Genomic DNA, 19,621 nt, shown 5'->3' on the forward strand with positions numbered 1-19,621 from the left:
CGGGCGGTCGGTGCAGTCCTGCCGCCCGCGCTGGCCTCACACATCAGGACGGGCGGCAACGTCGGCTGGCAGGAGTCGACTGGTGAAGCCATCGACACACAGCCGCTCGTAGGCGGCAACGACGGAATCCGGCACTTCCTGTTCGATGGCCAGACCCAAGCCGGGGAAGACGAGCACGCGTTGCAGGGCGCCCACGATCATGTCGATCACCATGCGAGCGTCTCCGATGGAGTCGGCGTAGTCCTCCAAGCCCATCGGCGTGGACGCGCACACTACTTCGATCTCGGGCCAGAGCTTTCGCATCATGGCGTACGAGCGTCGCTCTTCGTACGGCTTACTCACGAGCAGGACGGACGAGACCTTGACGCCGGCCTCTGCCAGCACCGCTTTTGTGAACTCGATGTTCTCACCGGTGTTCGTTGCGTGCGGCTCGAGGAGTACGGCCGAGTCGGGCACGCCGAGCTGCAACGCTCGCTCGCGGTAGTGGACAGCCTCACCGCGCGGCATACGCGCCCGGGTCGTGGGGCTGGTGGACCCCGTGAACACGAGGACCGGCGCCAGGCCCTGGTGATATAGCTCCGCCGTCACGTCAGCCACCCCTAGATCGTGACTGCCCAGACCGACCGCCACCGAACAGGGCCGTGGGTCGTGGTGCATGCGGTGGTAGTCCCACAGAAGCCGGGCATCTGCCCACGCCTGTGCCGAGATCATTCCTGCCCCTTCTTGTCGTGTGCTGAGTCCGGAACCTTGAAGTCGTACTCCCACGCGAATCGAGAAGCCGAGTGGATGCCCACCGCGAACTCGACCACCGTGCCGTCTGCCGTGTACGTGGTCCTGTGCAGCTCGACTACGGGTTCACCGGCGGGGAGCTGCAGGAGCTGCACTTCGTCAGCCGTAGGGTTGCGTGCGAACAGGGCCTCTCTCATGTGGTCGATCTCGTACCCAGCGTCGTAGAGGACCCGGTACCCGCCCCCGCGGCCGGCAGGGCCCGGGGTGGGGTCGACGATGCGTGTGCCTTCGACGTGCTCCGGCCTGTAGTAGCTGGTCAGGGTGTGAGTCGGCTGCGTCCCCTCCTTCACGAGACGTGCTCGCGCGTACACCTCTGAGCCAACTGGGACGCCAAGCCCCGCCGCTACGAGACTGTCCGCCTGAACGCGGCTCACAGTCTGCGTCTGCTCGTCGCGCTTGTATGCGCGACCCGAGGCGACGCGGTCAGCGATGAACGCGACCTCGTCGCCGTCGCGCCACTTGGCCTTGTCGTACCGGGCGATGCCGAGCCGTTTGAGCGGAGTACGCGGACGCACCACGGTGCCGTGTCCGCGCGTGGAGGTCACGAGACCTTCAGCCTCCAAAGCCTTGTATGCCTTGTGGACGGTCTCCTTGGAGCCTTCCCCTGCCTCGACTAGGTCTCTGATCTGGGGCAACTGGGCGCCCGGCGGATACTCACCGCTCTTGATCTGCTCCGCGAACCTGTCCGCCAGGTCGCGCCACTTCGGTGCCACGCAGAACTCCTCTCGTCGCGAACCAGTGAAGCACAGTCCTAGGACTGTTGACAGTCCTAGGACTGCGTGCCATCGTCTCCTCAGGCCGCTCGCAGCCCTAGGACAGCGGGCCGGAAGGGGCCTTCTTTGCGCTGCCTTCATGCCGTGCGGTTCGGGATAGCTCGTGCAGTTGGGGCCCTGAGCTGGTTGTTCCTTGAGAACTGCATAGGTGGGCCCCGTCTCCCCGAGTCGAAAAGACGGACCCGCGCGCACCGTCGCGCATCGACCTCTCCGCCGCTCGTCTGCTGCGGCCGGTTGCCTCCGCTGCTCGTCTCGTACGAGCAGCGCTGAGGGGAGCCGGATGTTCCGACTTCAACGGCGAGCGGCTCCCGAGGTGCCTCCCGGGAGCCGCGTTCGGGCCGTTCACCTGTGGAAGGACACACGACCCAATGGACCACATCGTCACTGTTCAGGACGCTGTTACCGCGTTCGCCGACTGGATGGAACCGACGGACGCGGAGCTGGACGCGATCGAGCAGGAGATGCCCGCCATCCTGGCGGAGGTCGACCTGATCGACGCGCAGATCATCACGTTGGACCGCACGCCGACCGAGCTGGACGCCCGCCGCATCCGCCGGGCCCGTCGCCGGGTGCTCGCCGAGCGCCGCGCCCTGGCCAACCGCACGGCCGGCCTGATGCTGCCCGGGGGTGCCGCGTGAGCGCCACCGACCGGAACCTGAGCGCCGCGCACGCCGAGGTGAAGGCGGAGATCACGCGGACCGACAACAAGACCGCGCTGCTGCTGGCGTTCGTCGGCGCGGTGCTGGCCGGCGCCTGGTCGGTCGCCCACGACCTGACCTTGCCCCTGCCCGCCGCCGTCGTCGGCGGTGCGGGCATGGCGGTGTTGGTGGCCGCCGCCGGGCTGCTGCTGCGCTCGGTGCGCCCGAACCTGCGCGGCCGGCACGGCTTCCCGCTGTGGGCCACCCTCACCCCCGACGAGATCAGCGACGCCGTCTCGCGCGATCTGGCTGCGGACATCGCGGGCCTGTCCCGCTTGGCGGTCGCCAAGTTCACCTGCCTGCGCCGCGCGGTCGACCTGACCTATGCCGGGGGTGCCCTGCTCATCCTCGCCGCCCTGCTCACGATCGGGGGTGTGGCATGAAGGCCAAGACCGTGCTGCCCGCCGTGGCGATGACGGCGGTGTCCATGGTCCTCACGCTGGCCGTGGTCGTGATGTGGCTCGGTACGGCGGTGCCGTGGCTTATTGCCCTGGTCGTCGGTCTTGGCATCGACGGCGGATGGCTCGCCACCCTCGCCTACGAACGCCGTCTCGCCGCGCAGGGAGACCACAGTCGCGTGGTGACCGGTGTGGGGTGGTGCTTCGGTCTGGTCGCGGCTGGCGTGCTGGTGGCGCACGCGCTCACCGCCGACGGCTCCGCTCGCGCCGCGTGGCTGGCCGTGGCGTGGCTGCCGATCGCGGCCAAGGCGCTGTGGCTGGTGCACGGGCTGTGGGAGCGCACCGCGCTCACCCCGGCCGCGCTCGGCGCGATCCGCGGTATCCAGCAGGAGGCTCGCGACGAGGCGGCCGTGGCCCGTGCCCGGCTGCGGGCCGAGGCCGCCACGGAGGAGACCCGGTTGACGGCAGTGACGCAGGCCGGTGCCCGCGTCGCACGCGTCCAGGCGAAGACCGCTCAGACGCTCTCGCGGGCGTGGTCGACGCTGGAGACGGCACGGGACGGGGAGGACACCGGCAGGGCGCTGACCAGCGTGACGAACCGCGTCACGCCCGGTGTCACGCCCCGCTGGGAGCTTCCCGTGTGGGGTCCCACGGAGCCCGTTCCCGCGCTGGACGCGAGCCCCGCGCTCACCGATGAAGCGCTTGACGCGCTGGTCGACGAGATCCGTCACAGCGAAGTCCCCGCCCTCTCCTACCGGGAGATGGCGAGCCGTTTCCGTGCGGCCGGCCACTCCGCCTCCGAGGTCCGCCTGAGGGCCGCATGGAAGCGGGTGGCCGTATGACCGCCCGGAACAAGCGGCGTCAGCCGGTCGGGGACATGTTCCCCGGCATGGCGGACCGCATCATCGGCCGGCCGCCAAAGGCGGACGTCGAGCCCGAGGCCATGACGCTGGATGAGGCAATCGGCCGCTCGTTCGCGATCCTCGATCGCGTGCTGGCCGCCTTCCCGGTGGTCGCCACGATCGGGCTGTTCTCCGGCGGCAATGACTCCGTGGTCGTCAACCACCTCTTCCGCCGCCGCGTGGACGCAATCGCGCACGTCAACACCGGGACCGGCATCCCGGAGACCACCCAGCACGTGCGGGATGTGGTGGCCGCCTGGGGTCTGCCCCTGCACGAGCTCCACCCCAAGCACTCCTACCGGGATCTCGTGCTGGCACGGGTGCTGTCCACCCGCGGCAAGAACATCGGCCGACAAGTCTGGAAGGGCTTCCCCGGCCCGGCCGGCCACTCGGTGATGTACCGGAGGCTGAAGGACGAACCCCTTCAGCGGCTGCGGGGACAGATCATCGGCCGCCATGGGCGCACCCGCAATGTCGTCTACCTAGGCGGCATGCGGTGGGCCGAGACCGACCGGCGCTTTCGCAACGCCGAAGAGGTCGACCGCGAAGGCTCCCTGATCTGGGTGTCCCCGATCGTCCACTGGACCGACGCCCACATGCGCGAATACCGCGCCCGCTACCGCTGCCCCATCCGCCACCAGCACGCCGACCACATGCTGTGCACCCCCGATGCTTTGCCGCTGAACGAGGTCACCGTTCACCTGCACATGTCCGGAGAGTGCCTGTGCGGGGCATTCGCCAAGCCCGACGAACTCGACGAAATCGAGTTCTTCTACCCCCACGCCGCCAAGCCCCTGCGGGAGCTGGAACGCGAAGCGGAAGCCGCCGGGCTGACCGCCTGCAAGTGGGGACAACGCCCGCCCGGCTCACGTCGTCGCGGGCCGGCCGGGCGGCTGTGCGCCAAGTGCGACGCCATCGAGGGACAAGCCGATCTGCTCGCCGAATGGCGCGAGTCCGGCCTGATCACCTCCAGCCAATACGACACCCTCACCCGCTCAGCAGCCTGACGGAAGGACCGACATGGGCAAGCCCGACACCCGCCGCCTGGACCGGGAGATCCGGCAGACCAACCGCAAGCTGGAAGCGGTCCGCGAACGCGAGATGTGGCCGCTGAACGGCGCCGAACGGCGTGCCATCGTCGCCGCGCTGGCCGGCGGCACCTACCGGATCGCACGGGGCCGCAGCACCGACCGCGCCGACCGCCGCTTGGAGAACGCGTGGACGGCCGCCGAAACCCGGCTCATCGCCGAGATCACCGCCCTGCACACCGAGCGGCAGCGCGTGGTGAACGAGCACGCCGCCGCCAAGGCCGCCAAGAATTCGTCCGGCTGGTGGTGACCGTGGACCGTCGTTGCCCCGCCGCTCACCCGGACGACCCGACGCCCTGTGACGGCTCGCCCGTCGTGACCGTACTGGACAGGGGGAACGCCGGGGCGGACGGGTGCGAGCACCACGCCGCCCGCCTGCTGGCCTCCCTGGAGGGCGGACGCGTCTACGTCCTGCCGGACACCCCTGAGGGTGCCGCGATCCGTGTGTTCAAGGCCGCCGGCGGCATCCGCCCGTTCTGCTGGTACGACGGCCCGCGCGTCGACCCGGCCCAGCTCAGCCGCGCGGAGAACCGCGCCCGGCACGGCCACTGACCTGCACCGCCGCCCTGGGGTGGCCGCACCCTGCCACGGACCACGGCCACCCCGGCATCCCCAACTTCCCGCCCCTGCCGGGGCAGTCAGGAGACCTTTCCATCATGAGCGACAACGTCGTTCACCTGCACAAGGACACCGACCCGCCTGCCGAACCGGCCACCGTGACCACGCTGACCGTGGTCCCCGACCCGGCGCCGACCGCACCCGTGCCGCTGTGGGTGCGCTCCGGACGCGCCATACGGACGGCCGTAACGCACGAGACGACCAAGACCGCCGCGCGCGCGGTGGCCCGCCACACCCTCTACACCTGGGGTGGCGCGCGGATCGTGGCCCGCCGTACCTGGGACGGCCGCACCGCCGCCCGCTACGAGCGCATGCTCCGCGCTGCCGAGGCCGCGGGGAACTACGAGGTGGCCGCGGAGTGGGAGGAGCGCGGGCAGCGCTTCCGCGAAGCCCGCCACCGCCGCCGCATGGACCTGCTCCACTCCCCGGTCGACGCCGCCAAGGGCGCCCTGGTCGGCACCGGTATGGGCATCGGCGCCCTGGTCGCGCTCGGGGTGGTCCTCGCCATCGCCAACAAGGACATCACCGACGTGGTCACCCCACTCATGGCGGTGGTCGAGTTCATCCGACTGATGATCACGATCGTTCAGGTGGTGTGGGGACCGCTGATCACGATCGGCCCGTTCCTCGCCCTGCTCGCGCTGTGGTCGGTCGGCGCCCACCAGCAGGCCGCCCCGAACTGGGCCCTCCCGGCCAACGTCCGGTCCGGCGAGGGTGAGCCCATCACGCCGTCCATCGTGGTCAAGGCCCTGCGGGATCTCGGGGTGCCCGCGCTGCGCAACGCCATCAAGGAGATGGGCGACGCCGGCGCCTCCATGCTGTCCCCGATCACCATCGCCGGATGCGGCGTCGAAGTCGACGTGACGCTTCCGTCCGGGGTGTCGACGGTGGAGGTGCAGCAGCGGCGCCGCAAGCTCGCCGAGAACCTCACCCGGCACGAACACGAAGTGTTCATCACCATCCCGACCGCCGCCCGCACGGTGCGGCTATGGATCGCCGACTCGGGGGCGCTGGATGAGCCGATCGGCCCGTCTCCGCTGGTCACCGACGAGTCCCTGACCGCGAACTACAAGAGCGGCAAGGCACCGTGGGGTCAGGACCTGCGCGGCGATGCCGCAGCGCTGAGCCTGTACCAGCGGCACCTGCTCATCACGGGTCTGTCCAACCAGGGCAAGACCGCCTCGCTGCGGGCGCTCGCTCTGTGGGCGGCGCTGGATCGCACGGTGGAGTTCCGCATCGCCGACCTCAAGGGCGTGGGCGACTGGGCCATGTTCGACGGGCTCGCCACGGTCCTGATCCAGGGGCCGGCGGATGAGAACGTGATCGAGGCGACCGAGATGGTCGAGGGCCTGGTCGAGGAGATGAACCGGCGGATCGACGCCCGCCGCGCCGACCCGAAAGCCGTGTTCCCGCCGCTGATCGGCATCGTGGACGAAGCGCAGGTCGCGTTCATGTGCCCGGTCAAAGACGAAGACGGCCGCCCCTACGGCGGCGCCAAGGCCACCTCCCGCTACTTCATGGCCGTGCGCAAGGTCCACAACCAAGGCTGCGCCGTGGACGTGATCCTGTGGGAAGGCACCCAGGACCCGACCGACCAGAACCTTCCCAAGCTGGTGCGTGAGGGTGCGCACACACGTGCCTCGCTCGCGCTGGGCACCGAATCGCAGGCCCGTATGGCGCTCGGCGACAAGGCCGTGGACGGCGGGGCCGCCCCGCACCTGCTGCGCCAGGGTCTGGACAAGGGAACGCTGGTCGTCGCCTCGGACGGGATCGAGATCCCGGCCGGCCAGTCGTCCATCACGGTGCGCACGCACTACATCGACGACGACCAGGCCAAGGCCATCACCGACCGCGCCAAGGCCCTGCGCGGCAACGCCGTCGCCACCCTGCACGCCATCGAGCGCGGCGAGAAGCGCGACCCGCTCGCCGACATCGCCACCGTGCTCGGCATCGATGCCCGCGTGCGCACCCAGGAAGTCATCACCCGCCTCGCCGCGCTGAACGCGGACGCCTACAGCGGCTGGTCGTTCATCGACCTCAAGCGCGTTCTCGACGACGCCGGCGCCGAGCCGTACAAGTCCGACGGCCGCATGGTCGTCGGCCGCGACCGCGTCGCCCAAGCGCTCGCCAACCGCGACGGCGAGGGTTCCGCTTCTGCTTCCGAGTAGAGGGAGTCGAACCCCCCGCGGGTCAGGGAGGCAGGGAGATCTCCCTGAATGCCTCCCTGGCCCGCCTCCCTGGCTCTGACCTGCACGAATGATCGTTCAGGGAGGCAGGGAGGCCCGCAGGTCAGCACCCCTGAAACCCCCTCCACAGCCACCCCCACAGAGGGTGTGTCTGCCTCCCTGCCCCACCCCCGGAATGGATTCCGCATGTACCCCGAGACCACCGGCCACGCGCCCGTTCAGCGGGCCGTGGAAGTCCACCCGCCCACCCCGATACAGCCCGCGGTTCCGGTCACGGCGCCGCTCGTTCCCGTCCAGCCGGGCGCCCTGCCGACCGTGGCGAGCGTCGTCCTGCCCGACGGGCGAGTGGTCACCGGCTACGCCGTCGAGCCCGCCAAGCCCGAACCGGTCGTGGCGAAGCCGGCCGTGTCCCGCGCGGCGGTGAACATCGCCCTCGGCGGCATCGGGTTCGGCGCCGTGTGCGGCGGGCTGGTCCTGCTGACCACGTTCATCGCCGCGCTCGCCGCGCTCATCCACCAGCTCGTCATCCTCGCCGCCGTCATCTTCGGCGGCTGGATCGCCGTGCAGGTCTTCGGCGCCACCGGCCACCACGGCGGGACCACGGTCAACATCCGCAAAGCCGTCTTCAAGCGCAACCACTTCCATGGCTGACCAGGAAAGGAACCCGCATGTTCGACGCGGACGAGCAGTACTGCGACGAGTGCCCCGACTACGGATGCCCCGGCCACGCCATGTGTGACGAGTGCTCGGGCGACATCTGCACCGAGTGCGGCGGCTGCGACTGCCCCGAGAGCTACTGCCCCGACGCCCACGGCGTTCAGTAGCACCGCCCGGGGCGACTGCACCTCTCGCCAAAGATCCGCAGTCGCCCCGGCCAACCAGTCCACAACAGACCTGTTGGAGGTCTCCAGCATGACCCATCCCATCGGCATGAACGAGCACCTGCGCACCGCCCTGGAACTGGCCGCCTGGCAGATTCCGGTGCTGCCGCTGCGGGCGGGGAAGGTCCCGTTCGGCAACTGCCGTCACTGCGCGGACAACGCGTGCGGCGGCCGGCCGAACATGAAGAGCCCCGGACCGTGCGCTTGCCCCGGACCGTGCCACGCATGGGCCGCCGCGACCACCGACCCGCACGTCATCACCTCCGGACCCTGGCGCCGCGCGTGGCTGCAAGCTGAGGCGGTCGCCTACCACCCGGGCGGGGCCGGTCTGACGGTCGTTGACCTGGACAACAGCGACGCGATCGCGTGGGCCCGCGAGAATCTGCCCACCACGCAAGTCGTGCCCACCACCCGGGGTGAGCACTGGCTCTACCTCGGTGCGATGCAGTCCGCCAACGCCGTCCGCCCCGGTGTGGACATCAAGTCCACGATGGCCTACGCCCGCTGGCTCGGGTTCGGCACCGGCACCATGGCCTACCTGCCGGATGCCGTGCGCGCGCTGGTCGTGAGCAGGGCCGCCACGGTCCGGACCGCATCGCCGGCCGTCACCGTGCCCGCACCGGCCGCGGGCGGGGAGTGTCGCCATCGCACGCCCGTGTATCTGGAGCGTGGCATCGCCATGGCGGAGCAGCGCATCACCGAGGCCACCAGCGCGATCCACGCCACGGTCTACCGCACCTTCCTGGCTGTGCTGTCCACGCACGGCCGGTGCGGTTGCCTCACCGACGCTCATGTCACGCGGTTGTTCGCCGCCGCGCAGGCCAAGGGTGAATCGCCGCGGCACTGCACCGACGCGTGGACCAACGCCCGCATCAGGTTGGGGCTGTGAGCATGGCTGACGACGAGAAGAACCCCGCCCGCGAGGTCATCACCGACTACGCGCAGGCGCACTTCCGCTATTTCCGCACCGCCGACGGAACCGTGTACGCGCAGAAGAACGGCCACCCCGTGGCCCGCCCGATCCGCTCCCAGGGCACCACGGGCAGCCACCGCCAGGAACTCATGGTCGGCCTGTTCAAGGACGGGCTCGGCGTCTTCAACGGCACCGCGCTCAAGGAGGCGTTGGACTTGATCGAAGCGCTCGCGCTGACCGAGGACGTGCAGCCCGTCCACATCCGCGTCGCCCCCGGATTCGATGGGGCGACGTGGCTGGACCTGGGACGTAGCGACGGGCAGTCGGTGCGCATCCACCCCACCGGGTGGGACGTCGCCATTCCCGACCCGCGTGAGGTGTGCTGGAGGCGCACCCAGCTCACTGGGGAACTGCCCCTGCCGGCCAAAGACACCAACGGCAAGGGCATCGACCTCCTGCTCAGGCTCTGCAACTTCGCCAACGCCGAGACCGAATGCCTGGCCATCGCCTGGCTCATCGGATGCCTGGAGCCGTCCGTGCCCGTCCCCGCCCCGTTCCTCACCGGGCCGCAGGGCGCGGGCAAGTCCACCGGCGGTCGGATGCTCGTACGGATCATCGAGGGCATGAGCGGTGACCTGCGCCGCGCGCCGAAAGACGAGGAGAACCTGATCGCAGCGGTGGCGGCCGGATGGGTCACCGCCCTGGACAACCTCTCCCACATGACCCCGGACCTGTCCGACGCCATGTGCTGCATCGTCACCGGCGCCGAGAACGTCAAACGCGCCCTGTTCACCGACGGGGACGTGTTCCGCGCTCGCTACCGCCGCCCCCTGCTCCTGACCGGCATCGACGTCGGCGTCATCCGGCCCGACCTCGCCGAACGGCTCCTGCCGCTGCGTCTGGAGCGGCCCCGCGTGAGGCGCACCGAGGCGGAACTATGGGCGGAGTACGCCGAGGTCCTGCCGATCGTTCTCGGCTCGCTCCTGGACCTCACGGTCAAGGTCCGCGCCGCCGAGGCGGAGACCCCCACCGACCTGCGCATGGCCGACTTCGCCCACCTGTGCGCGCAGCTCGACGCGGCAACCGGCCTGGGAGCGCTCGCCGCCTACCGGCGGAGCCTGGATGACCTCAACGACGACGTGATCGAAGGTGACCTCCTCGCGCAGACCGTCCTCAGGCACGCCGACACCATCGAACCGGGCGCGGCGCAGCGGATGACCTCCACCGAGTGGCTCAACTGCCTCAGCCGCCTCTACAGCGGCGAGGACCTGCGTCCCCTGCCCAAGGGATGGCCGACCACGGGAAAGGTCCTCTCCGACCGTCTCAAGCGCCTCCAACCGACCTTGGCCGCTCGTGGTGTCCTCATCGACTCGGGCCGCACCAGCGAGGGCCGCTACCTCGAAATGACCCGCCAACCGGCCCCGCCCCCACCCGAGCACAAACCGATGTTCTGACCCGCGCCCTCGCGGTCCCGCGGCGAACAAGCAAGAAGAGCACCACCGGCCAGGCGTGCTCCTCTTGCTGTTCGGCGCCTGCGCCGCCCAAGGACGCGCCGCGCAGCGGCTCCTTCTTCACGCTGTGAGCCGCACCGCACCCCAACAGACACCCCCTCTTTTGTCCTAAGAGGGAAGACGCTGCGTCATCTGCGTCATGCAAGCCAAAAAACGGCACCTGACCTGCGGCGACAGCCATGACGCAGACGGCGGGCTCTGCGTCATCCTGCGTCATCTGCGTCACCCCATGACGCAGCACATGACGCGCCGATGACGCACCCCCGCACCACTGCGTCTCACAAAACCCCAGGTCAGAAGCCCGAATGACGCTGATGACGCAATGACGCAGAAATCCGAACCTCGGACAGACGCGGCCCTGCCCTCCCGCTTGGAGTCCCTATGGCAAAGCCGACAGATCCCGATCCCCGCGCCACTCTCCGAGGCGGCCTCCCGGACCGGTACCTCACCCCCGACGACATCGCCGAGATGTTCGAGGTGCCGAAAGAGACTGTCTACCAGTGGCGCAAGAAGCGCATCGGCCCGCCCGGCTTCCGCATCGGCAAGCACCTTCGCTACGACCCCGCCGACGTACGCGCCTACGTCACCAGCCGCAAGGACGTCGCCACCGACGCTGCCTGACGCGGCCAGACACCGCAGCAACCATCTCCCGGGGAGGGTCACGCCGTGGCCCTCCCCGTCCCATGTCCAGAAGGGACCACGCCCTACATGGCAGGCCACATCCAAGACCGATGGTTGAAGACCCTCACCGGCCCCGACGGCAAGCCCGTGAAGGTCAAGACCGACCGCCACGGAACGGGTCTCCGATACCGCGCCCGGTACGTCGGGCCGGACGGGACCGAGAAGAGCAAGTCGTTCCGCGACAAGGAATTGCGGCTCGCCAAGCAGTGGCTCACCGAGATCGAAGCGGACATGTCGCGCGGTCAGTACGTCGACCCGCGCGCCGCGCGTACGACATTCCGGCAGTACGCGGAACGCTGGGTCAAGACGCACACTGGCGAGATCAACAGTCGCGAGGCTGCGGAGCGTCGGCTCCGACTTCACGCCTACCCCCACATCGGCTCTCGCCCGCTCGGCTCGTTCAAGCCCGAGCACATCCGCGCCTGGATCGCCGATCTGGAAGCCACCGTGCCGGCGGAGTCCCACCGACGCATCATCGTCGGCACCGTCTCCGCAGCGCTGAGCGCGGCAGTCGATGACGGGCTGCTGAGCAAGAATCCCTGTCGCGCACGTACGGTGCAGCTCCCGAAACCGGGCAAGCCGCGTGTCGTCCCGTGGACGGCAGCGCAGGTCTTCGGCGTACGCGCCGCCCTCCCCCGGCGCTACCAGGCCGCCGTGGACGCCGGGGCAGGATGCGGGCTGCGACAGGGTGAGATCTTCGGCCTGGCCGTCGACGAGCTCGACTACGAGGGCGGTTGGCTGACTGTGGGCCAACAGCTCAAGCGCATCCGCGGCAAGTACGTCTTCGCGCTGCCGAAGGGTGGCAAGGTCCGGGATGTGCCGCTACCCAAGGCTGTGGCCACCGTGCTGCGGGAGCACTCGAAGGAGTTCGAGCCGATCGACGTGACGCTGCCGTGGCGCACGCCAGACGGCCCCCACGTGACGAAGCGGCTGATCTTCAGCGGAGTCGAGGGGCGCCACGTACGCGTGAGCAACTTCAACGATCATCATTGGAAGCCCGCGCTCGCCGCCGCCGGCATCATCCCCGACGCGGAAGCGGGCGAGCGGTACGCGTCGGCCCGCGAGCACGGCATGCACGCACTCAGGCACTTCTACGCCTCCGTGCTGCTGGACGCCGGCGAGAACATCCGGGCCCTGAGTCAGTACCTCGGGCACAGCGATCCGGGGTTCACGCTCCGGACATACACTCACCTGATGCCGAGCAGCGAGGGACGCACGCGGAAGGCCGTCGACAGCCTCTATCTGGCGTCCGATCATCAAGATCACGGCCCAGAGACGGCCCAAGCCGCCTGATTCGGCCCCGGCCAGAGGCAAACGCCCTGGTCGGGGCCCTACGGGGCCTGATCGCGCAGACTTCATCTACTTCTGGCCCCTGTACACGGGCCAGGCCATCCCGATCGACTCGTGGCGGTCGCGGATGTGGCTGGACACCTGGGTCTGAGTCACGGTTTCGACAACTCCCGTCACTCGGGGAGCGCAACCGCTTACAGTGCCCCCACGACCTGTTTTGAACGTGTTCAACAGGCTGAACGGGAGGGGAAGCGCACCATGCGCAACGGGGTCAAGGCGGCCGTCATCGGCGGCGTGTGCGTCACGGTGCTCGGCGGCGCCGGGTACGGGCTGTACAACGTCGCGTCCGCGCTGAACGGTGACGACGGCCCGGAGGGCCCGGCGGCCGTGCGGACCGGTCCGCCCAGCGGCTCCGAGGTGAAGGAGACGACCGGCGCGTTCTTCAGCGCCTGGCAGAAGGGCGACGCGGCGGCCGCCGCGTCGTACACCAACTTCCCGGAGGCGGCCCGGGAGCTGCTGTCGGCCTACGGCCACGACGCGCACATCGGCGCGGTGCGGATCACGCCCGGCCGGGCCACCGGCGACACGGTGCCGTTCACGGTGCGGGCCACGGTGTCGTACGCCGGCGCCTCCCGGCCGCTCTCCTACCGCAGCGCGCTGACCGTCGTACGCGGCCAGACCTCGCACCGCGCGCTGGTCGACTGGCAGCCCTCCGTCGTCCACCCGCGGCTGCGCAAGGGCGACACGCTCACCACCGGCGAGTCGGCCGCCCCCGAGATCGAGGCCGTGGACCGCAGCGGCAAGGTGCTCACCCGGGTGACGTACCCGTCGCTCGGTCCGATCCTGGACGAGTTGCGCCGGCGCTACGGCGACAAGACCGGCGGCCGGCCCGGGGTGGAACTGGTGATCCGGCATCAGGCGGCGGCGGACGGCAGCCAGGTCGCGGACACCCCGCTGCTCACCCTGGCCAAGGGCAGGCCCGGCAAGCTCCCCACGACGCTCAGCGCGAGCGCCCAGGCGGCGGCCGAGAACGCCGTGCTGAAGTACCCCGACTCCTCGGTCGTGGCCGTCAAGCCCAGCACCGGCGAGATACTCGCCGTCGCCAACAACCGCGACGACGGCTTCGACGCGGCCCTCCTCGGCGAACGCGCCCCCGGCTCCACCATGAAGATCATCAGCGCGGCGACCCTCATCGACAACGGCCTGACCACCGCGAACGGACCGGCGCCCTGCCCGCCGTCGGCCGTCTGGCAGAGCCAGACCTTCCAGAACCTCAAGGGCATGACGCCGGACGGGCACGCCACCCTCGCCGACAGCTTCGCCCGCTCCTGCAACACGGCGTTCGTGAAGTTCGCGGACGAGGTGAAGCCCGACTCCCTCACCCGCGAGGCCGAGGACCGCTTCGGGCTCGGCCGCGACAACTGGCAGATCGGCGTGCCCACGTTCGACGGCCGGGTGCCGGCGCCCGGTGGCCCGGACACCGCGGCGGGCCTGATCGGCCAGGGCCAGGTCCAGATGAGCCCGCTGAACATGGCGTCCGTGACGGCCACCGCGAAGACCGGAACCTTCCGCCAGCCGCTGATCGTGCCGCTGCGGCTGGACGACCGGAAACCGGCCCGCGCGCGCGGCCTGTCGCCGGCCACGGCCCAGCAGCTGCGCGCCATGATGAACCGCACCGCGCGCAGCGGCACCGCGGCCGGCGTGATGGCCGGGATGGGCGGGGACGTCGGCGCGAAGACCGGCTCGGCGGAGGTCGACGGGGAGGCGCGGTCGGACAGCTGGTTCACCGGTTACCGCGACGACGTCGCCGCGGCGGCCATGGTCCAGGACGGCGGGCACGGCATCGACGCCGCCGGGCCGATTGTCGCAAGCGTGCTACGGAACGCGGGCTGACGTCACCCGGGAAGACGGGGACTTTAAGGTGATTGCCGTCGTTGGGGAATGTGCGGGCTGCGGGGACCCTGGGAAAGGTGCGGAGGAACTGAGGCTGTGGGCAAGAGAAGGCGCGTCGCCGAGCGACGGAAGACCCGGCCCGCCGTGCTCGGCGGGATGATCGCCGTGGTGGTCGGCGGTGCCGGGCTCGGCGTCTACGCGCTGTACGACGGCGGTGCCGCCGCCGACGAGCAGTCCGCCACCACGGCCGGCCACCGGACCGTCAGGACCGGCCCGCTCACCGCCACCGAGGTCCGCACGGCCTCCACCCGCTTCCTGACCGCCTGGCAGCAGGGCAAGGCCGAACGGGCGGCGGACGCCACGGACGACCCCGCCGCCGCCGGGAAGGCGCTCACCGGCTTCGCCAAGGAGGCCCACCTGAAGGACGTCACGCTCAAGCCGGGGACGGCCAAGGGCGCCGAGGTGCCGTTCTCCGTGCGGGCCACGGTGGCCTACCGGGGCCTCAGCAAGCCGTTCGCCTACCGCAGTTCGTTCACCGTCGTGCGCCGGGCGAGCGACGGCAAGCCGCTGGTCGACTGGCACTCGGCCGTGGTCCACCCGGAACTGCGGGACGGCGACACGCTGGTGACCGGCGCGTCCGGCACCCCGCCGGTCAAGGCGCTGGACCGCGACGGCGGCGAGATCACCACCGCCAGGTACCCGTCCCTCGGCACGGTGCTGGACGGGCTGCGGGAGAAGTACGGCAAGACGGCGGGCGGCACGGCGGGCGTCGAGCTGCGCGTGGTGCGCGGCAAGGCCGCCAAGGAGGCCAAGCTCTCCGACAAGACGCTGGTCGAGCTGAGCAAGGGCACCCCGGGCACGGTGCGGACGACGCTCAGCCCCACCCTCCAGGCCGCCGCCGAGCAGCAGGTCGAGGGGCGCGCGCGTGCCTCGGTGGTCGCGCTGCGGCCCTCGACCGGCGAGATCCTGGCGGTCGCCAACGGCGGCCACGGCTTCAACACCGCCTTCCAGGGCTCCCTCGCGCCCGGCTCCACGATGAAGGTCATCACGTCGTCGCTGCTGATCGACAAGGGCCTGGCCTCCGCGGACAAGAAGCACCCCTGCCCGAAGACGGTCACCTACGGCGGCTGGAAGTTCCACAACGACGACGACTTCGAGATCAAGGGCGGCACGTTCAAGGCGAGCTTCGCCCGGTCCTGCAACACCGCCTTCATCAGCCAGGCGAAGAAGCTGAAGAACGACGACCTGACCAAGCAGGCCCAGCAGGTCTTCGGGCTGTCCATGAACAACTGGGCGATCGGTGTGCCCACCTTCGACGGCTCGGTGCCGGTGCAGTCGGCGGCGCAGATGGCGGCCTCGCTGATCGGCCAGGGCGGGGTGCGCATGAACCCGCTGAACATGGCCTCCGTGGCGGCCACCGTGAAGTCGGGCAGCTTCCACCAGCCGTACCTGGTCCCGCCGTCCGTGGACCACCGCACGCTGGCCACCGCCTCGCGCACCCTGTCGCCGAAGACGCTGTCCCAGCTGCGCGAGCTGATGCGGTACACGGCCGCGTACGGCACGGCCGCCCAGGCGATGGCGGGGCTCGGCCCGGACTACGGCGCGAAGACCGGCTCCGCCGAGGTGGACGGGCAGAAGAAGCCGAACGGCTGGTTCACCGCCTACCGGGGCGACCTCGCCGCCGCCGGTGTGGTCCAGGCGGGCGGGCACGGCGGGGACACGGCCGGCCCGATCGTGGCGAAGCTGCTGAAGCTCGGGAGCTGACCGGCTCCGCCCGGCCGCGATCAGCTCCGCACGGGCTCGACGGTGTAGGTGCGGCGCAGGAACCGCACCAGCGTCTTCGACTCGAACTGCACGACCTCGACCCCGTCGTCGGTGTGGAACTCGACCACCGCCTGGACGCGCCCGCACGGCCACACCCGGACGTCGCCGCTCTCAGCCGGCGCCCGCAGTCCCCGTTCGAGGAGCGCGCGGGAGAAGGTCCACTCGTGCGGTCCGGGCAGCCCGACCCGGACGGAGCGGGGATCGGCGTCGGGGTCGTACCGCAGTACGACGGGTACGGCCCCGGGATCCTCCTCGTCCGTGACGATGTGAGCGCGCGCGTACTGTTCGACTACAGACATCGGACCGCCCTCTCACGCACCGTGACGTATGCGAAAGCCGTGCATCCGCTTTCCCTCAAGAGTCGCACATTTCCCGGTCCACGCCTCCGCTGGAGATGGAGAGCCGGTCTCTCTTGCAAGACATTCGCAACAAGGGCCTAAAATCGTACGGTGCATGTACCTGACGGATTCATCGACGCCCCGACCTCCGCGGTCACCGGAGTGGTCGCCGCCGGCGCCCTCGCCGTGAGCCTGCGCGGCGCCCGCCGCGAACTCGACGAGCGGACGGCCCCGCTGGCCGGCCTGGTGGCGGCGTTCATCTTCGCCGTGCAGATGCTCAACTTCCCGGTCGCCGCCGGGACCAGCGGCCACCTCCTGGGCGGCGCCCTGGCCGCGATACTCGTCGGGCCCTACACGGCCGTCCTGTGCGTGTCGGTGGTGCTGCTGATGCAGGGCGTGCTGTTCGCCGACGGCGGGCTGACCGCGCTCGGCGTGAACATCACCGACATGGCGATCGTCACGACCGTCGTCTCCTACGCCGTCTTCCGCGGCCTGCTCGCCGTGCTGCCCCGCAAGCGGCGCTCGGTGACGGTGGCCTCCTTCGTCGCCGCGCTGGTGTCCGTGCCGGCCGCGGCGGTCGCCTTCACGCTGATCTACGCGGTCGGCGGCACCACCGACGTCTCCATTGGCAAGGTCGCCACCGCGATGATCGGCGTCCACGTCCTGATCGGCATCGGCGAGGCGGTCATCACCGCGCTGACGGTCGGCGCGGTCGTCGCCGTACGCCCGGACCTGGTGTACGGCGCGCGGGGCCTGCGGCAGCGGCTCCGGTTGCGGGTGAACGGCGAACTGGTGGACGCGCCCGCCCCGACGGCGCCCGTGGCGGCGCGCACCTCCCGGCGCACGCTGTGGATCACCGGGCTCGTCACCTCCCTGGTCCTCGCCGGCTTCGTCAGCTTCTACGCCTCCGCGAACCCCGACGGCCTGGAGAAGGTCGCGCACGACAAGGGGATCGACAAGAAGGCGAAGCAGCACACCACGGCCGACTCGCCGCTCGCCGACTACGGCGTGAAGGACATCTCCGACGCCCGGCTGTCCGGCGGCCTCGCGGGCGTGATCGGCGTCGGCGTCACGGTCGTCGCGGGCAGCGCGGTGTTCTGGGCGCTGCGCAGGCGGCGCGCCGACGACGTGTCCCCCGCGAGCACCGGCGTCTGACGTGGGAGCGGGACACGCACACCGGCTCTACCGGCACGGGCACTCGCCCGTGCACGGCCTGCCGCCGCACACCAAGCTGGCCGCCGCGTTCCTGTTCGTGGTGGTCGTCGTGTCGACCCCGCGCGAGGCGATGTGGGCGTTCGCGGTGTACGCCGTGCTGCTCGCGGTCGTCGCGCACCGGGCGCGCGTGCCCGCCCGTTTCCTGCTCGGGCGGCTGCTGATCGAGGTGCCGTTCGTCGCGTTCGCCGTGCTCATGCCGTTCGTGGCGGCGGGCGAGCGGGTGCACGTGCTCGGGCTCTCGCTCAGCGTGAACGGGCTGTGGGGCGCCTGGAACGTACTGGCCAAGGGCACCCTCGGCGTCGCCGCGTCCGTGCTGCTGGCGGCCACCACCGAACTGCGCGAACTGCTGCTCGGGCTGCAACGGCTGAAACTGCCGCCGCTGCTCGTGCAGATCGCCTCCTTCATGATCCGCTACGGCGACGTCATCACCGACGAGATGCGCCGGATGCGGATCGCCCGTGAGTCGCGCGGCTTCGAGGCGAAGGGCGTACGGCACTGGGGTGTGCTCGCCAAGTCCGCCGGCGCGCTGTTCATCCGCTCCTACGAGCGCGGGGAGCGCGTGCATCTCGCCATGGTGAGCCGGGGGTACGCCGGTTCCATGCCGGTCATCGACGAGGTGACCGCGTCCGGCGCGCAGTGGCGGCACGCGCTCAGCCTCCCCTGTGCCGCCCTCGTCGTCTGCCTGCTGGGATGGATGCTGTGATGGTTCCTGTGACTGCTTCCCTGGAGGTCTCCGGCCTCGCCTTCGCCTACCCCGACGGACACCAGGCCCTGTTCGGCGTGGACTTCTCGATCGCGCGCGGCGAGCGGGTCGCGCTCCTCGGCCCGAACGGCGCCGGCAAGACCACCCTGGTGCTGCACCTCAACGGCATCCTGGGCGGCGGCACCGGCACGGTGACCGTGGCCGGGCTCCCGGTGTCCAAGCAGCACATGGCCGCGATCCGGCAGAAGGTCGGCATCGTCTTCCAGGACCCGGACGACCAGCTGTTCATGCCGACCGTGCGCGAGGACGTGGCGTTCGGTCCGGCCGCCGCCGGGATCAAGGGGGCGGCGCTGGAGGAGCGGGTGCACACCGCGCTGGAGCGGGTCGGGATGCGGGAGTTCGCCGACCGGCCGCCGCACCACCTGTCCTTCGGCCAGCGCCGCCGGGTCGCGGTGGCCACCGTGCTCGCCATGGAGCCGGAGATCCTGGTCCTGGACGAGCCGTCCTCCAACCTGGACCCGGCCTCGCGCCGCGAACTCGCCGACATCCTGCGCTCCCTGGACGTCACGGTCCTCATGGTGACGCACGACCTGCCGTACGCGCTGGAGCTGTGCCCGCGCTCCCTCGTCCTCAGCGAGGGCGTGATCGCGGCGGACGGCCCGACCGGCGCGCTGCTCTCCGACGAGGAGCTGATGCGGGCGCACCGGCTGGAGCTGCCGTTCGGCTTCGACCCGAAGTCCGTGGCCATGGGCGCGTGACGGGCCGTGACGGACGCGGACCCGGCCGGCGGCGCATACGACGCGCGGCGCCATCGACGTAACGATTCTGCCGGGCCGGTCCCACCGAGGAATCGCAGGCTCGTCCCCCGTGTTGCACCCACTGTCGCAGGAGATGGCTGGGCGGAAGGGGCGGCGGGCGTG

The 19,621-nt window shown here is 70.6% G+C and carries 21 protein-coding genes; 18 read left to right on the forward strand and 3 right to left on the reverse strand.

Features of this window, described 5'->3' with window-relative positions:
• Window positions 1-36 precede the first annotated feature (36 nt).
• Together AB0947_RS09470 and AB0947_RS09475 are read right to left on the reverse strand one after the other, a co-directional pair.
• Complete coding sequence (locus tag AB0947_RS09470) at window positions 37-711, reverse strand: YdcF family protein (protein WP_366749716.1); 675 nt, start codon at window positions 709-711, stop codon at window positions 37-39.
• Window positions 708-1,502 carry a GntR family transcriptional regulator gene (locus AB0947_RS09475; protein ID WP_366749717.1) on the reverse strand — a complete coding sequence of 265 codons (795 nt, stop codon included), beginning with the start codon at window positions 1,500-1,502 and terminating at the stop codon, window positions 708-710. The genes AB0947_RS09470 and AB0947_RS09475 overlap by 4 nt, the downstream gene beginning before the upstream one ends.
• A gap of 428 nt (window positions 1,503-1,930) precedes the next feature.
• On the opposite strand from AB0947_RS09475, the gene AB0947_RS09480 reads away from it, so the two are divergent.
• From AB0947_RS09480 to AB0947_RS09550, 15 genes are all read left to right on the forward strand, one after another.
• On the forward strand, window positions 1,931-2,200 hold the full coding sequence (locus AB0947_RS09480; protein ID WP_366749718.1) for a DUF6284 family protein: 270 nt from the start codon (window positions 1,931-1,933) through the stop codon (window positions 2,198-2,200).
• Complete coding sequence (locus AB0947_RS09485; protein WP_366749719.1) at window positions 2,197-2,643, forward strand: Pycsar system effector family protein; 447 nt, start codon at window positions 2,197-2,199, stop codon at window positions 2,641-2,643. The genes AB0947_RS09480 and AB0947_RS09485 overlap by 4 nt, the downstream gene beginning before the upstream one ends.
• Window positions 2,640-3,500, forward strand: a complete 861-nt coding sequence (locus AB0947_RS09490) for a protein spdB (RefSeq protein ID WP_366749720.1) — start codon at window positions 2,640-2,642, stop codon at window positions 3,498-3,500. Before AB0947_RS09485 ends, AB0947_RS09490 begins: the two co-directional genes overlap by 4 nt.
• Entirely contained in the window at window positions 3,497-4,567 is a 1,071-nt protein-coding gene (locus AB0947_RS09495) for a phosphoadenosine phosphosulfate reductase family protein (protein ID WP_366749721.1), read from the forward strand. The genes AB0947_RS09490 and AB0947_RS09495 overlap by 4 nt, the downstream gene beginning before the upstream one ends.
• A gap of 13 nt (window positions 4,568-4,580) precedes the next feature.
• Complete coding sequence (locus AB0947_RS09500; RefSeq protein ID WP_366749722.1) at window positions 4,581-4,898, forward strand: hypothetical protein; 318 nt, start codon at window positions 4,581-4,583, stop codon at window positions 4,896-4,898.
• A gap of 65 nt (window positions 4,899-4,963) precedes the next feature.
• The gene (locus tag AB0947_RS09505) at window positions 4,964-5,200 is read left to right on the forward strand and encodes a hypothetical protein (protein ID WP_366749723.1); all 237 of its coding nucleotides are present in this window, start codon (window positions 4,964-4,966) and stop codon (window positions 5,198-5,200) included.
• A 104-nt stretch (window positions 5,201-5,304) separates the two neighbouring features.
• Entirely contained in the window at window positions 5,305-7,434 is a 2,130-nt protein-coding gene (locus AB0947_RS09510) for an FtsK/SpoIIIE domain-containing protein (protein ID WP_366749724.1), read from the forward strand.
• Window positions 7,435-7,638: 204 nt separating this feature from the next.
• On the forward strand, window positions 7,639-8,103 hold the full coding sequence (locus AB0947_RS09515; RefSeq protein ID WP_366749725.1) for a hypothetical protein: 465 nt from the start codon (window positions 7,639-7,641) through the stop codon (window positions 8,101-8,103).
• 17 nt (window positions 8,104-8,120) lie between these two features.
• On the forward strand, window positions 8,121-8,276 hold the full coding sequence (locus AB0947_RS09520; protein WP_366749726.1) for a hypothetical protein: 156 nt from the start codon (window positions 8,121-8,123) through the stop codon (window positions 8,274-8,276).
• 106 nt (window positions 8,277-8,382) lie between these two features.
• Complete coding sequence (locus AB0947_RS09525; protein ID WP_366749946.1) at window positions 8,383-9,222, forward strand: bifunctional DNA primase/polymerase; 840 nt, start codon at window positions 8,383-8,385, stop codon at window positions 9,220-9,222.
• Window positions 9,223-9,224: 2 nt separating this feature from the next.
• Complete coding sequence (locus tag AB0947_RS09530) at window positions 9,225-10,700, forward strand: ATP-binding protein (protein WP_366749727.1); 1,476 nt, start codon at window positions 9,225-9,227, stop codon at window positions 10,698-10,700.
• A gap of 438 nt (window positions 10,701-11,138) precedes the next feature.
• Window positions 11,139-11,378 carry a helix-turn-helix domain-containing protein gene (locus tag AB0947_RS09535; RefSeq protein ID WP_366749728.1) on the forward strand — a complete coding sequence of 80 codons (240 nt, stop codon included), beginning with the start codon at window positions 11,139-11,141 and terminating at the stop codon, window positions 11,376-11,378.
• 87 nt (window positions 11,379-11,465) lie between these two features.
• Window positions 11,466-12,731, forward strand: a complete 1,266-nt coding sequence (locus AB0947_RS09540; RefSeq protein WP_366749729.1) for a site-specific integrase — start codon at window positions 11,466-11,468, stop codon at window positions 12,729-12,731.
• 255 nt (window positions 12,732-12,986) lie between these two features.
• Complete coding sequence (locus AB0947_RS09545; RefSeq protein WP_366749730.1) at window positions 12,987-14,621, forward strand: penicillin-binding transpeptidase domain-containing protein; 1,635 nt, start codon at window positions 12,987-12,989, stop codon at window positions 14,619-14,621.
• A 96-nt stretch (window positions 14,622-14,717) separates the two neighbouring features.
• Complete coding sequence (locus AB0947_RS09550; RefSeq protein ID WP_366749731.1) at window positions 14,718-16,385, forward strand: penicillin-binding transpeptidase domain-containing protein; 1,668 nt, start codon at window positions 14,718-14,720, stop codon at window positions 16,383-16,385.
• A gap of 20 nt (window positions 16,386-16,405) precedes the next feature.
• On the opposite strand, the gene AB0947_RS09555 is transcribed toward AB0947_RS09550, so the two are convergent.
• A complete protein-coding gene (locus AB0947_RS09555) occupies window positions 16,406-16,744 on the reverse strand; it encodes an SsgA family sporulation/cell division regulator (protein WP_041665262.1) in 339 nt (112 codons plus the stop codon).
• Window positions 16,745-16,894: 150 nt separating this feature from the next.
• On the opposite strand from AB0947_RS09555, the gene AB0947_RS09560 reads away from it, so the two are divergent.
• Genes AB0947_RS09560 through AB0947_RS09570 form a run of 3 tightly spaced genes read left to right on the forward strand, consistent with a single transcriptional unit; the run spans window position 16,895 to window position 19,459 of the window.
• The gene (locus tag AB0947_RS09560; RefSeq protein WP_366749732.1) at window positions 16,895-17,938 is read left to right on the forward strand and encodes an energy-coupling factor ABC transporter permease; all 1,044 of its coding nucleotides are present in this window, start codon (window positions 16,895-16,897) and stop codon (window positions 17,936-17,938) included.
• A gap of 1 nt (window position 17,939) precedes the next feature.
• Window positions 17,940-18,701 carry a cobalt ECF transporter T component CbiQ gene (cbiQ, locus tag AB0947_RS09565; RefSeq protein WP_366749733.1) on the forward strand — a complete coding sequence of 254 codons (762 nt, stop codon included), beginning with the start codon at window positions 17,940-17,942 and terminating at the stop codon, window positions 18,699-18,701.
• A complete protein-coding gene (locus tag AB0947_RS09570; RefSeq protein WP_366749734.1) occupies window positions 18,701-19,459 on the forward strand; it encodes an ABC transporter ATP-binding protein in 759 nt (252 codons plus the stop codon). The genes cbiQ and AB0947_RS09570 overlap by 1 nt, the downstream gene beginning before the upstream one ends.
• The last annotated feature ends 162 nt before the right edge of the window (window positions 19,460-19,621 follow it).

It is taken from the genome of Streptomyces sp. NPDC047841 (assembly GCF_040704085.1).
Taxonomy (GTDB): domain Bacteria; phylum Actinomycetota; class Actinomycetes; order Streptomycetales; family Streptomycetaceae; genus Streptomyces; species Streptomyces argyrophylli.